Origin of the sequence: Williamsia sp. (assembly GCF_036566845.1) — a bacterium.
Taxonomy (GTDB): Bacteria; Actinomycetota; Actinomycetes; order Mycobacteriales; family Mycobacteriaceae; genus Williamsia.
The window spans coordinates 1-13,732 of record NZ_DATCVM010000094.1; the positions used below are offsets into that span (position 1 = coordinate 1).

Below are 13,732 nucleotides of genomic sequence, written 5' to 3' on the forward strand. Positions count from 1 at the left end.
GGCGGTGTTCGCTGATCACAGCGCTGAAGTGTTGTATTTTGCTCGGGCCAAACGTACGGCGCAGAAGGGGCAGCGGTTGGCGTTGTTTGCTCGGGATCGGGGGTGTTCGCATCCGGGATGCCCTAATCCGGCGACTTGGACCGAGAGCATCATGTCGATGCGTGGGTGAAGGGCGGGTTGACCGATATCGATGCGTTGACGCCGGCGTGCCCGCCGCATCACAAGCTCATTGGGGATGGTCCGGATCAGTGGCAGACGGTGATGCTCACCGAGGGTCCCGATAAGGGCAGGGTGGCGTGGATTCCGCCGGTTGGTGTGGATCCGGAGCGTAAGCCGCGGGTGAATCGGGCTCATCATGCCAACGAGACGGTGGAGGCGGCGTGGGCGAAGGTGATGGCCGACCGCCAGAGCAAGTTGGCTCAGATCCTGTCGGAGCTGACTCGGGGCAAAACCGAGGCGACACTTGATCCGGAGTCTGAGAACGCCGAGGCTGGGACCCCCAAGTTGGATACCTCAGAGTCAGAGGGTCCTGACCAGGGCTAATAGCTGAACAGGCATTGAGCTACGGCATCAGACACCAACTGATGCCGGGCTCGATGTTGCGGTGGAACCGATCGGCACCCGCTAACGTCTTATATCAGGTGGGAGACCTATGCGAGGAGGGGACCTATGGGCGACGAAGTGAAGTTCACCGACGAACAATGGGAGAAGGTCGCGCAAGCCGCGGAGACTTTCGCCGCGACACTTAAGGCTGAGGCGGTGAACTTACAGGACGTTGTTACTACGAACTGGGCCGGCCAGTGTGCGGAGGGTGAGGGAATTATTGACAACCTCAAAGACCTAGTTCGTGGAACGGACGGATCATTTTCTGCTGCCGTGGGCTCTGAGGTTTCGTATCTCGAAAGTCTTGCATCACAATGTAGGAAGTCAAAGAGTTCTCTAAATCTGGCTGATTTGGAAGGTGGAGCAAACTTCGAGCGATGACGATACGCAATATAATTGTTCTGGTCCTGATTTTAGTCGCTGTGAGTGGGTGTCAGAATGGTGATACCACAACAAAAGCTGTTCCGATAACCGCAAATCCGCCGGGAGAATCGTCGATTGTTTCAGGTACCCCGGTCCCTTTGCCGTTTGACAATCGGTTTCCAAACAGATGGAACCCTGCAAACGACGGTACGAGTTTCGAGCCTTGCGTTGCGTATTCGGACGAGGAGCTGACTGCGTTCGGAATTGATCCAGCGCAGATCGAGGACGTGGCTCAAGTAGACGGGCAGGGAACGCGAGGCTGCAGTTGGAAAATGCCGGATGGCTTTAGCTTGTCTCAGGTCGTTACGAACTCGGAGTCTTTGGACGTCTATCGTCAAGGTGTTTCTGAAGTCGACTGGAGATCAGATCTGTTGGTGGGTGATCGTCGAGTGGGAAGTTTTGGGATTCAGTACGAAAGTAGTGAGCTGTGCTCGACTTATGTGCAGTCCTTCAAAGCGGGTGTTGTGACTAATGTCATGGTGTTCGATTCTGCGGAGGGGAAGGCCGCCGAGCCGTGTGAATTCGTTGATTCGTTTACGCGAGCATATATCGACAAGATTCCAGAGTGACTTGGCGTGAAGCTTTGGCGGCGCCGTGGGGCCTCGTGCTCTAGACTGCTGCTCAGATCAGTGCTGGGGAGGTGCTGAGAGGGGATCGGGGGAGAAGGTGGCGCCTAAGTCGATCGAGCCGACTGATTGGGTCAGTCATGCGCTCGATGAGATGCGTCGGGTGTGCGCCAGCATGCAGGCAGCATCGGCTGCGGCGGATGCGGAAGCGATCAAGTTGATCGCCAGACGGATCCAGGTGGCTGCAGAGGTCTATGAAGCGTCCCTACCGCGGATGTATCCCGAAGGTGAGTTCAGCGGCGAGACGGTCAACAGTTCGAGGCAGGCAAACATAGCCGGCATCCGGCATACCGATGGCTCGGCGGCAGTCGGGATCAAGATCGCGGACCACATTTCGACCATCGCGGGGATCCTCTCGCAAACGCAGAGCCACATCGCCGACATCGACGAAAGCTTCTCTGAATACGAGGGCAACAGCGCAGCGATCGCGATGCAGCGATCCCTGATGGCGAAGACGATGACTGAGGCGTACAGCAACCCCGTGATCGGCGCCAACGGTTCACTCCCTGAATATGACGCATCGCCGCTGCCGGTCCTCGGCGCGGGCTTCGAACCAGCTCAGGTCATGACCGCAGGTGCCGGTGGCGCAGGTGGCGGATCGGGCGACAACAGTCCAGCGTTGTTCGCCCCCACCGGGATCAACGGCGCGAAAGACCCCGACGGACCCGGCGGGCCCAGCGGACCAGGTGGCGACCAAACCTCCTATGCGGGAGGCCCGGCCGGGGACACGCCATTCACACTCGGAAGCGGAACCGACACAGCGGGGTCGGGCGCAGACGGATCCACGCCTGGCCCGCTGAACGGGGCGTTCGGTGCACCGATCTCGGGGGGTGCCGGCGGCGGCGGATCGACATCGGCCGCGGCGATGAACAGCACTGGTCGCGCAGGGTCCGGTAGTGGATCAGGCAGCGGCAGCTCAGCGGGTGGCGGTTCGGGCGGAGGCCGCGCCGGGGGAGGCGGCGGTGCCGGCGGTGTTGGGACGGAAGCGAACCCACTCGGCCGACGGACCCCCGCATCGCTGATCTCACCGACCACCGGTGCCAACCAATCAGCCGGCGCCACACCGTCGACCGGCGCCCGCGGTGCAAGTCCCATGGGATCACCGGCCGGCGGTCGCGGCGCAGGGAAAGACAAAGACGGACAGCATCGCGCACCCTCGTATCTCCACACCCGCGAGAACGGGGACGAGATCGTCGGGCGGCTTCCCCTGGTGGGGCCGCCAGTCCTCGGCGACTGGGCTCGCGTCGTAGATCTCAGCACCCCGGTCGAGGGCTCGCAGCCGGACACTCCTGGCGGCGACGGTGCCGACAATCCCGACAGCAGGACGTAACGGCAGCCAGCGCAACGGCAACAGCGCGAGCTAAGCCGGCTCAGGCCAGGTCGTAGCTCCGTTCCACGGCGGTGTTCCACTGTGCGAAGCGTTCATCGCGATCAGGGGCGGACATTGCGGGTTCCCACGATTTCGCCTGCGCCCAGTTGTCGCGGATCTCTTGCTCACCGTCCCAATAGCCCACGGCCAGACCGGCGGCATAGGCGGCGCCCAACGCGGTGGTCTCGTTGACCACCGGCCGGACAACCGGAACGCCGAGAATGTCGGACTGGAACTGCATCAGCAACTCGTTGACCACCATGCCACCATCAACCTTGAGCGTCGACAACGTCACACCCGAATCGGCCTGCATCGCCTCGATCACCTCGCGGGTCTGGAAAGCCGTGGCCTCCAACGCCGCTCGCGCAATGTGCCCCTTGTTGACAAAACGGGTCAACCCGACGATGACGCCACGTGCATCGGGACGCCAGCGCGGAGCGAAAAGACCCGAAAACGCCGGCACGAAGTAGACGCCGCCGTTGTCATCGACAGCTTGAGCAACCGCCTCGATATCGCTTGCGGCACTGATCAATCCCAGATTGTCGCGAAGCCATTGGATGAGCGATCCGGTGACGGCGATCGAACCCTCCAGCGCATAGACGGGTTTGTTGTCGCCGATCTGGTAGCAGACGGTGGTGAGTAGTCCATGCTCGCTGCGAACAACTTCTTCGCCGGTGTTGAGGAGTAGGAAATTGCCTGTGCCGTAGGTGTTCTTGGCTTCACCTGCCTTGAGGCAGGCCTGCCCGAAGGTCGCCGCCTGCTGGTCGCCGAGGATGCCGGCGATCGGAACATCGGCGAGCGGACCACGCTCGCGGACATGGCAATACACCTTCGACGAGCTGTGGATCTCCGGCAACAGGCTCATCGGGATCTGCATCTCGGCGCAGATCTCTTCATCCCAGGTCAGCGACTCGAGATCCATGAGCATGGTCCGCGAGGCATTGGTGACGTCGGTCAGATGCTGTCCGCCGTCCGGTCCGCCGGTCATGTTCCAGACCAGCCACGTATCCATTGTGCCGAAGCATAATTCGCCGGCTTCGGCGCGCTCCCGGACGCCTTCGACGTTGTCGAGAATCCAGCGGATCTTGGGTCCGGAGAAGTAGGTGGACAGCGGCAAACCGGTGCGCTGTTGGTACCGCCCCGGCCCCTGATCTCCGGCGAGCTCTTCGCAGAGGGTAGCCGTGCGGGTGTCCTGCCAGACGATGGCGTTGTGGACAGGCTGCCCCGTCGACCGGTCCCACACCACCGTGGTCTCACGCTGATTGGTGATCCCGACGGCGACGATGTCGGAGGTCTGCAGATCCTCCGCCGCCATGGCAGCGGCCACGACCCTGCGCGTATGACGCCAGATCTCGACGGCATCATGCTCGACCCACCCGGACCGCGGGAAGATCTGCGTGTGCTCGACCTGTTCCGAACTGACGACACGTCCGGAATGGTCGAAGATCATGCATCGGGTCGACGTTGTTCCCTGGTCGACCGCGGCTACGTACCCCGTGGTGTTGCTCACGTCCCCGAGTGTTCCATGAACTGCCCGTAGAGTTTGCTGTGTCGAACCTCGACGTGTCACTGAGCACTTTGGAGTGGCTGAATAGTTACCAGCGGGTAACCTGGGACAAGAGTGTCCGCCCAGCCGAATGGGAGATCGCGATGAGCACAGCAACATTCGATCCGGATCGTCCCGCCGACCTCGGTCCGCGCTACCGGGAAAACGCCTGGCAGCGCCTGTCAACCGAACAGTTCGACGTGGTGGTGGTCGGCGGCGGCATCGTCGGGGTCGGAACTGCGCTCGATGCCGCCACTCGCGGATTGCGGGTGGCACTGGTCGAAGCCCGCGACATCGCGTCGGGAACGTCGAGCCGGTCATCGAAGATGTTCCACGGCGGCCTGCGGTACCTCGAACAGCTCGAGTTCGGACTCGTCCGCGAGGCGCTGCATGAACGGGAGCTGTCGCTGAGCACCCTCGCCCCGCACCTGGTCAAACCTCTCCCATTTTTGTATCCGCTGACCCATCGGGTCTGGGAACGGCCCTATGTTGCGGCAGGTCTGTTTCTCTACGACTCGCTGGGCGGCTCGAAATCGGTTCCCGGGCAACGCCATGTGACCCGCTCAGGCGCGCTGCGAATCGCTCCGTCACTCAAACGGAACTCGCTCACCGGCGGGATCACCTACTACGACACCGTGGTCGACGACGCCCGCCACACCTTGACCGTGGCGCGCACGGCCGCCCAGTACGGCGCGGTCATCCGGACCTCGACGCAGGTCACCGGGTTCCTTCGGGAGGCTGACCGGGTCAGCGGTGTTCGCGTCCGGGACACCGAGTCCGGTGAGGTCGCAGATATCCGCAGTCACTGCGTGATCAATGCATCGGGGGTCTGGACCGACGAGATCCAGGCATTGTCGAAGCAGCGCGGCCGCTTTCGGGTCCGGGCGTCGAAGGGTGTGCACATCGTGGTCCCACGCGACCGCATCGTGAGCGAGTCCGCGATCATCCTCCGGACCGCCAAGTCCGTGCTGTTCGTGATCCCCTGGGAGACCCACTGGATCGTCGGAACCACCGACACCGACTGGAACCTCGACCTCGCGCACCCGGCCGCCACGGCAGCCGACATCGAATACATTCTCGAACGCGTCAACGAGGTGCTGGTCACGCCCCTGACCCAGGCGGACATCGAAGGCGTCTACGCCGGCCTCCGTCCACTGCTCGCCGGCGAAAGTGACGAGACGTCGAAGCTCTCCCGCGAACATGCGGTCGCCGAGGTCGCACCCGGGATGATCGCGATCGCCGGTGGCAAATACACCACCTACCGAGTGATGGCCGCCGATGCGGTCGACGCCATCACCGACTTCATCCCGGTGCGAGTGGCGCCGTCCATCACCGGGAAGGTGCCGCTGCTCGGAGCCGACGGCTACCACGCGCTGATCAACCAATGCGATCAGCTCGGACAACGCCATGGTCTGCACCCGTACCGGATTCGCCGACTGCTCAATCGCTACGGCTCGATGATCGACGAGGTCTTGTCCTACGCGAAAAAGGACGCAAGCCTGCTCGAACCGCTGGCGGGTGCTCCGCAGTACCTGCGGGTCGAAGTGGTCTACGCGGTGGTCAGCGAAGCCGCACTGCACCTCGAAGACATTCTCGCGCGCCGCACCCGGATCGCGATCGAATACCCCGACCGGGGCGTGAACTGCGCCGCCGAGGTGGCGGATCTGGCTGCACCACTGCTGGACTGGGACGCCGCACAGACCAGCTTCGAGGTCGAGACATACCTCGCACGCGTCACGGCCGAGGTCGCCTCACAGCGTCAGCCGGACGACGAATCCGCCGACGCGCTACGCGCGGCCGCTCCGGAATCGCGCTCTGAACTCCTCGAACCGGTACCGGTTCCGGATTGATGGTACTCAGGCGGGTTCGTACCGCAACAGGGTGACGTTGTCGTCGGGGTGGTCGAAGAAGACGGGCTTGACCCGCATACCCACGACGATGTCCTCCGGTGCGACATTCACCAGCTCGGTGGACAGCCGGGGGCCTTCGTCCCACTGCACGACTGCAACGAGCTGCGGCACAGCGTCGGCGAAGTGCGGCGACACCGCCTTTCGCGCGATGGTGAAGGTGTAGAGCGATCCGAGTCCGGAGATCTCGCGCCACTCGAGGTCGTCGGCGAGCGTTCCGGGCGCCAGGATGCGCGGATAGAACACATACTGCTGCAGTGACGGTGAATACTGGATGCGGATCTTGTGCTCTGCCAACGCGTCCCAGTAAGGAGCGGTCACAGGCGTTTTCACCGGCATCGGTGTGGTGAACGTCATGAGGTGATCGCTTTCTAGTCGCCCTGGAGAACCAGGGTGGTCTGTTCGCCCATCACGCCACCGTTGCCGGAGACGAACGCGCGGTTGCAGTCGCCGACCTGTGCGTCGCCGGCCCGGCCCATGATCTGACGGGTGGCATCGCAGACATGGTGCATCCCGCCGGCGAGGCCGGCCTGGCCGAAGCCGAGCTGGCCACCGGCAGTGTTCAACGGGAAGTCTCCGCGGAAGGTCAGGTCATGCGAGTTCACGAACTCCATGCCCTTGCCCTTTTCGCAGAAGCCGGCATCCTCCAGGCTCATCAGCACGGTGATGGTGTAGCAGTCGTAGATCGAGACCATGTCCATGTCGGCGCGCTCGAGACCGCTCATCGCGAACGCGGTGTTGGCGGCCTGCTTGATCGGCGTCTGCAACAGGTCCTCGGCGTAGCTCGGCGTTTTGTAGGCAACGTGCTCGCCGAACCCCTTCACCCACGCGGGGCGATTCTTGCTCTTCTTGGCGAGCGCCGCGGAGGTGACCAACACTGCGGCACCGCCCGAACACGGCATCACGATCTCGAGACGGCGCAGGGGATCGGCGATCATCGGGCTCGCCAACACGTCCTCGATCGTCAGCGGCTTGTCGTAGAAGATCGCGTCGGGCGTGTGGTTGGCGTTGACCCGTTGATCCACAACAATTTTCGCCAGGGCACGCTCGTCGTATCCGTACACCGAGCCATACAGCTGCGCGATCTGACCGTACGGACCGTTCTGGCCGAGGTTGCCGAACGGGATGTCGAACTCGGCCTGGGGTGAGCCGAAACGGTTCGACGACGAGCCGTACAGCAGGATGTCGGTGAGGCTCTCCGGCAGTGGCTTCTTCTCGTTGTACGGCACGCCGTAGTCGGCGGGCAGCACACATAGAACCGCTTCGCAGATGCCCAGCTCCACGGCTGCGGCAGCGCGCCAGACCATTGCCGATGCCGAAGCGCCACCGAGGTCGACCACTTCGGCGAAGTTGACCTTCGCGCCGAGGTATTCCGCGATGGTCGACGGGACGAACATCTCGGATTCGAGCAGCGTCGACGTCACGATCCCGTCGATTGCCACGCCGGTCAATCCGGCATCCTCGATGGCCGCCGCCGACAGCGTTGCCCACTGTTCGAGCGTGAAGCGGGGTGTTCGGGTGGAAACCTTCTGAGGAGGCAATTCCGTGTATCCGACGATTGCCGCATCGCCCGAAAACCCCATGGGTGCTCCTGCAGGTCAGAAATGGAAGGACGGTCGTCCGCCAACCTACTAGAATCCGAATCTAGTTTTCAAGGGTGGGCTCGACCGGACCGAAGAGGAAGTCCATGAATCGGTTGCAGAGCCGGTAGACGTCGTCCATCGTGCCGTCGTGGTAGATCGCGGATGTCAGGGCGGTGTTGATGATCGACCACAGCATGATCGCGGCGTCGGTGGCCGCGCCCGGACCCAGGCGCGCGAAATCGCCGGTCAGTGTTTGCTGACAGACGGAGAAGAACTGGCCGAGGAGCAACTTTGCGTTGGCGTCCGAACTCGACTGCAGGATCACGTGCACCTTGAAAAAGTGGGGGCGCCGTTCGAACGCCGAGATCACCGCGTTCATCTTGGCGCGGATCTGATGCTCCGACAGGTTCTCGCCCGATCGCGCATACGCGGGTTCGGCCCAATCCAGGAGGACGGCGGCATAGAGGTGTTCTTTGGACGAGAAGTATCGGTAGAGGGTGCCGAGCGCTACGCCCGCCTCCTGCGCCACATCGCGGATCTGGATCTGCTCGTACTCCTGAGCCTTGAGCGCGGCGTTGGCGGCCTTGATGATGCTCAGCCGGCGCACCTGCTGCCAGGCGGGCAGCTCCGAACTGAGCGTCGCCGCCGCAGTGGAAGGTGCCTGTTGCGCCATGAAGGGAGTCCTTTGCGATTGTGGGCCACCGCGCGTACGTGTGCCGTGACCTGTTGAGACGTCTGGCGACGCCCGAGTCTAGGTACACACTAAATTGTCCCGACCTGCCCTGTCCGTCGCACGGCGCGTTCGGGCGATCCGGGTCAGCCGGTGCGCCGCAGCCGCAACCCCCGCGGCGTGGCCGCGAAGCCACTCTCCCGCAGATGTGGTGCGAGGTCACTGGTCAGAACCGGGTCACCGTCGACGCGTTCGACGTGCAGTCGATCAACCTGGCCGCGGATCACCACCTTCGCCAGTGCGCCGGTCGCGGCCTCCAGATGGGCCACGTTCTCGCTGAAGGTCAGGACGGTCTTGCCGCCGCGCTCGACGAACAAGACCAGGTGCCCGTCGACCAGAACCACCAGCGCACCCGGCTTGCGCCCGGGACGATGCCCTTCGGTCTGCTTCGGCCACGCCAGCGCGGCGCCGTAGGGGTTGGCCGGATCGGTGGCGGCGAGCGTCAGCGCAGACATGCCGATTGTCTCGACCTCGTCGCGAAGCCGATCGACGGTGGTGGTCGCGGCGAACTGGGCGCCTCCGAGCCCGTCGATGTAATAGCCGCGCCGCACCTTGCCGCTGTCTTCGAAGCCGCTGAGCGCCTTGTACACCCGGGAGAATCCACCGGTGATGCCCTCGTTCACCACGGCGCCCTTGGTCACCACTCCGTACCGATCGAGAAGTGCCGAACATTGCGCGGCCACCGCCCGGGTCGGATCGGACATCGGTTCCGGCAGGGCAAACCACCGACCGGTCATCGACAACGGCGCCGTCCGTGGTGTCCGGGCAAACCGGTTGCGACCACGATGTGCGGGGGCGCCGCGCGTACCGCCCGGTTTGCGGCCGGGGCCGAGTAGCGCCCGCACCGGGCTGAATGTGTCGTTGCTGATCCGTCCGGCCCACGCCAGATCCCACAGGGCCGTTTCGAGATCGGATCCGAGTGGAGACACGCCACCCAGGGCCAGCGCATCGCTGAGCTGCCGAAAGAAGAACGCTCCGCCGGAGGCAAGCTGTTCGAGCAACCGATGGTGCAGTTCGCCCATGTCGATCTCGGCCTGGACCGGGAGACTTTCCTCGGCCGCATCCGCCGGATGCAGGCTGATCCAGCCGTCGGATCCCGACAGCCGTCCGTGACCGGCCCAGAGCACCTCGCCACCGGCGCTGAGTTCGTCGAGCATGTCGGGGCGGTAGTCGGCGACCCGGGCCGGCAGAATCAGCGACTCCCACGCGGACGCCGGAATCGGTACGCCGGCAAGCTGATCGATCACCGTGGACACGCCGTCGATACCCCGGAGCCGCGACCGCTGTGTGACGTGCTGCCAACCGGTCACGAACCGCGCGTAGGTCTCATGGGCGACCGGCGCGATCTCGGCGCGACTCGCCGCCAGCGAGGCCCGGCGCAATCCGGCGAGAACCTCTGTGTTGCACCACTGTTCACCGTTGCGCAGGGTGCCGGCCGGTTCGGGCCGGAAGTCGCCCTCGACCACCCTCCGCTGCCCGGCGAGGCGCACCAGGGTGTCGCGCACCACTGCCACGCCCACACCCAGCGCCTCGGCGGCATCCGATGCCATAAACGGTCCGTGGGTCCGGGCATAGCGGCCGACGATGTCGCCGAGCGGGTCGTCGACGGGTTCGAGGAATGCCAACGGAAGTCCTTGCGGTGGCGGGACACCCAACCCGTCGCGCAGACGTCCGGCGTCCTCCGCGGCGGCGTACAACCGGGTCTGGTCGACGTCGGCTCCGCTGCGCGTTCCACCCCGATCGCCGTGACCGATGGTGATGACACGTCCGGCGGCGACGAGTTCGTCGATCAGGGGTTGCGGATCGTCGCCGGTGAACCGAAGGGCCACATCGGCCGACCGTAGTGGCCCGAGCCAGCGGAACAGATCCGCGATGCCTTCGATGTCGCGGGCACGACGATCCGGATGCAGCCGTTGCAGTTTGGCCTCGGTATCGGCGATGACAGCGGCGTCGAGGAGCTCACGGAGATCGACGCGGCCGAGGAGTTGCGCCAGCAGTGCGGTGTCGAGGGACAGTGTGGCGGCACGACGCTCGGCCAGCGGGGCGTCGTCGGCGTACATGAAGGCGCCCACGTACCCGAACAACAGCGACGATGCCATGGGAGACGGTGTCTGCGTTTCGATCTCGATGATCCGCAGCCGTCGCGTCGAGATCCGGGTGAGGACGTCGACCAGTGCGGGTAGGTCGTAGACGTCCTGAAGGCACTCGCGAAATGCCTCGAGGATGATCGGGAACTGCGGGAACTTCTGCGCCACGTCGAGGAGTTGCGCGCTGCGCTGGCGCTGCTGCCACAGCGGTGCGCGACGACCGGGATTGCGCCGCGGCAGGAGCAGCGCCCGGGCAGCGCATTCACGGAAGCGGGATGCGAACATGGCCGAACCGCCGAGCTGCTCGGTGACGATCTGCTCGATCTCATCGGCCTCGAACCCGAACAGAGCCGCACCCGGTGGTTGGTCGTCGGTGTCGGGAAGCCGGACGATGATGCCGTCGTCCGCTGCGGAGACCGCCCCGTCGATGCCGTAGTCCTGTTGCAGTCGGGCCGAGACCGCGCTGGCCCACGGTGCGTGTACGCGCAAGCCGTACGGGGAGTGGAGGATGACCCGCCAGTCGCCGAGTTCGTCGCGGAATCTCTCGACCAGCAGCGTGCGGTCGGTGGGCAGATGGCCGGTGGCCGCCTGCTGCTCCGATACCAGCTGTGCCAGGTTGTCGCGGGCAAAATCGTTGAGGCCCAGTCGCTTCGCGTGCGATTCGAGCTTCTTGTTGTCGCTGAGCTCACCGACGAATTTGCCGATGGCCTCACCGAGTTCGGCGGGCCTGCCGATGCTGTCACCATGCCAGAACGGCAGGCGTCCGGCCTGGCCGAACGCGGGTGTGACCAGGACGCGGTCGTGAGTGATGTCCTCGATGCGCCAACTGGTGGCACCCAGCGCGAACACGTCGCCGACCCGCGACTCGTACACCATCTCCTCGTCGAGTTCACCTACGCGCGTTTGCTTTTCGCCGACCATGTAGACCGCGAACAAACCCCGGTCGGGGATGGCTCCGCCGGAGGTGACGGCCAGGCGCTGTGCGCCGGGCCGACCGGTCAACGTGCCCTGTGCGCGGTCCCAGACAATCCTCGGCCGCAGTTCGGCGAACTCGTCGGACGGATAACGTCCCGACAGTAGATCGAGTGTCGCATCGAAAACCGGTCGCGGCAGTGTTGCGTATGGTGCGCTCCGGCGGACGAGTTGGTACCAGTCGTCGGCGTCGATACTGCCGGTGGCACACGCGGCGACGGTCTGCTGAGCGAGGATGTCCAGCGGATTGGACGGGACCGTGAGTTCTTCGATGAGTCCGTCGGTCATCCGTTCGACGGCAACGGCGCAGCGCAGCAGGTCGGCCCGGTGCTTGGGAAACAGCACTCCCTGGCTGATCTCGCCCACCTGGTGGCCGGCGCGGCCGATCCGCTGCAACCCACTTGCCACCGAGGGTGGGGCCTCCACCTGGATGACCAGATCGACCGCACCCATGTCGATGCCCAGTTCGAGACTGCTGGTGGCGACCACACAGCGCAGACGTCCGGCCTTGAGCTCTTCTTCGATCTGCCCGCGAACCTCTTTGCTGACCGAACCGTGGTGTGCGCGGGCCAGCAGGGGAGCCGCCCCTTTGCTGGCGCCACTGCCCATCACCTGTGCCGGGGCTCCGCCCGGCACCCGCGGATTGGGTGCGGACTCCGGCGCCTCACCGATCCGGAGGGCGTGGACCTCGTTGAGGCGGGCGGTCAGTTGCTCGGCCAGTCGACGCGAATTGGTGAAGACGATGGTCGACCGATTCTTCTCGATCAGGTCGACGATGGAGTTCTCGACGTACGGCCAGAGCGATCCGGCTGCCGGCGCGGACGCCTCGTCATCGATCTCCTCGTTACCGGCGACCACCGGGATGTTGGTCATGTCGGCGACCGGTACATCGACGGACAGGTCGAATGTCTTCTGCGCTACGGGCTGAACCACCGCGCAGGGGCGACTGCCCGACAAGAACTCCGCGATGCGCTCCGGCGGCCGGACGGTCGCCGACAGGCCGATGCGCTGGGCGGGGGCGTCGAGCAGCGCATCGAGACGTTCCAGGGAGACCGCGAGATGAGTACCGCGCTTGGTCCCGGCAACGGCATGCACCTCGTCGACGATGACGGTCTGTACCGAGGTGAGGGTGTCTCGGGCCGACGACGTCAGCATCAGGAACAGCGATTCGGGGGTGGTGATGAGGATGTCCGGCGGTTTGCGCAGCAACTGGCGGCGCTGGGCCGGTGGGGTGTCGCCCGACCGGACGCCGACAGTGATCTCGGGGACGGGCAGACCCAGATCTTCCGCCGCCCGGGTCAAGCCGATCAGCGGTGCGCGCAGGTTGCGCTCGACATCGATGGCCAGGGCCTTCAGCGGCGAGACGTAGAGGACGCGGGTACCCGCCGGATCTGCGCCGTCGGGGACAGGGTGCGCCGCGAGCTGATCGAGCGCCCACAGGAATGCCGACAGCGTCTTTCCTGATCCGGTTGGGGCCACCACCAGCGTGTTCTCGCCGTCGGCGATCGAACTCCAGGCACCCAACTGGGCCGCGGTGGGCTCCGGAAATGCCGCAGTGAACCAGGCGCGGGTGGGCGCGCCGAACCGACCGAGAACCTGCTGCGCGTCGATGCCGGCAGATTTCGGCGGTGAGGGCTTGCGGGTGGCCATTGCCCCATGATCCACGAGAGGTCCGACACGGGCGCCGGAGATCGGATACCCCGCCCGCCTTGACCGGCGAAAAGTCGCGCGAATAGAGTCGGCTCACGCTGTGTGAACGGGAAATCCGGTGTGAATCCGGAACGGTCGCGCCACTGTGGGTTCGGCAGGTCATTCGTGATCTGACGGACGAGTCAGAGCACCGGCACTCAGCGCATATCAAACGGACGCGGGCGCGTTTACCCGCA

The 13,732-nt window shown here is 64.6% G+C and carries 10 protein-coding genes and 1 riboswitch; of the genes, 5 read left to right on the forward strand and 5 right to left on the reverse strand.

All coding sequences use genetic code 11. The features are described 5' to 3' along the window. Positions 1-177: 177 nt before the first annotated feature. From VIQ49_RS07860 to VIQ49_RS07875, 4 genes are all read left to right on the forward strand, one after another. Positions 178-543 (forward strand): hypothetical protein, encoded by a 366-nt coding sequence (locus VIQ49_RS07860; protein WP_331882853.1) that lies wholly within the window; start codon positions 178-180, stop codon positions 541-543. 126 nt (positions 544-669) lie between these two features. Beyond that, the gene (locus VIQ49_RS07865; protein ID WP_331882855.1) at positions 670-984 is read left to right on the forward strand and encodes a hypothetical protein; all 315 of its coding nucleotides are present in this window, start codon (positions 670-672) and stop codon (positions 982-984) included. Next, positions 981-1,595: a DUF3558 family protein gene (locus VIQ49_RS07870; protein WP_331882857.1), complete on the forward strand. Its 615-nt coding sequence runs from the start codon at positions 981-983 to the stop codon at positions 1,593-1,595. Before VIQ49_RS07865 ends, VIQ49_RS07870 begins: the two co-directional genes overlap by 4 nt. A 97-nt stretch (positions 1,596-1,692) precedes the next feature. Continuing rightward, positions 1,693-2,982, forward strand: a complete 1,290-nt coding sequence (locus VIQ49_RS07875) for a hypothetical protein (RefSeq protein ID WP_331882859.1) — start codon at positions 1,693-1,695, stop codon at positions 2,980-2,982. A gap of 40 nt (positions 2,983-3,022) precedes the next feature. Here the strand turns inward: VIQ49_RS07875 and glpK are convergent, their stop codons facing one another. Next, complete coding sequence (glpK, locus tag VIQ49_RS07880) at positions 3,023-4,531, reverse strand: glycerol kinase GlpK (RefSeq protein WP_331882861.1); 1,509 nt, start codon at positions 4,529-4,531, stop codon at positions 3,023-3,025. Between the two features lie 140 nt (positions 4,532-4,671). Here glpK and glpD point away from each other — a divergent pair, with 140 nt between their 5' ends. After that, positions 4,672-6,417 (forward strand): glycerol-3-phosphate dehydrogenase, encoded by a 1,746-nt coding sequence (gene glpD / locus VIQ49_RS07885; protein WP_331882863.1) that lies wholly within the window; start codon positions 4,672-4,674, stop codon positions 6,415-6,417. 6 nt (positions 6,418-6,423) lie between these two features. On the opposite strand, the gene VIQ49_RS07890 is transcribed toward glpD, so the two are convergent. From VIQ49_RS07890 to VIQ49_RS07905, 4 genes are all read right to left on the reverse strand, one after another. Next, positions 6,424-6,831 carry a Zn-ribbon domain-containing OB-fold protein gene (locus VIQ49_RS07890; RefSeq protein WP_331882865.1) on the reverse strand — a complete coding sequence of 136 codons (408 nt, stop codon included), beginning with the start codon at positions 6,829-6,831 and terminating at the stop codon, positions 6,424-6,426. Between the two features lie 14 nt (positions 6,832-6,845). After that, complete coding sequence (locus VIQ49_RS07895) at positions 6,846-8,057, reverse strand: thiolase family protein (RefSeq protein ID WP_331882868.1); 1,212 nt, start codon at positions 8,055-8,057, stop codon at positions 6,846-6,848. A gap of 61 nt (positions 8,058-8,118) precedes the next feature. Next, a complete protein-coding gene (locus tag VIQ49_RS07900) occupies positions 8,119-8,730 on the reverse strand; it encodes a TetR/AcrR family transcriptional regulator (protein WP_331882870.1) in 612 nt (203 codons plus the stop codon). A 143-nt stretch (positions 8,731-8,873) separates the two neighbouring features. Continuing rightward, positions 8,874-13,496 carry an ATP-dependent helicase gene (locus VIQ49_RS07905; RefSeq protein WP_331882873.1) on the reverse strand — a complete coding sequence of 1,541 codons (4,623 nt, stop codon included), beginning with the start codon at positions 13,494-13,496 and terminating at the stop codon, positions 8,874-8,876. A gap of 68 nt (positions 13,497-13,564) precedes the next feature. Next, a riboswitch (cobalamin riboswitch) is annotated at positions 13,565-13,709 on the forward strand. Positions 13,710-13,732: the final 23 nt, after the last annotated feature.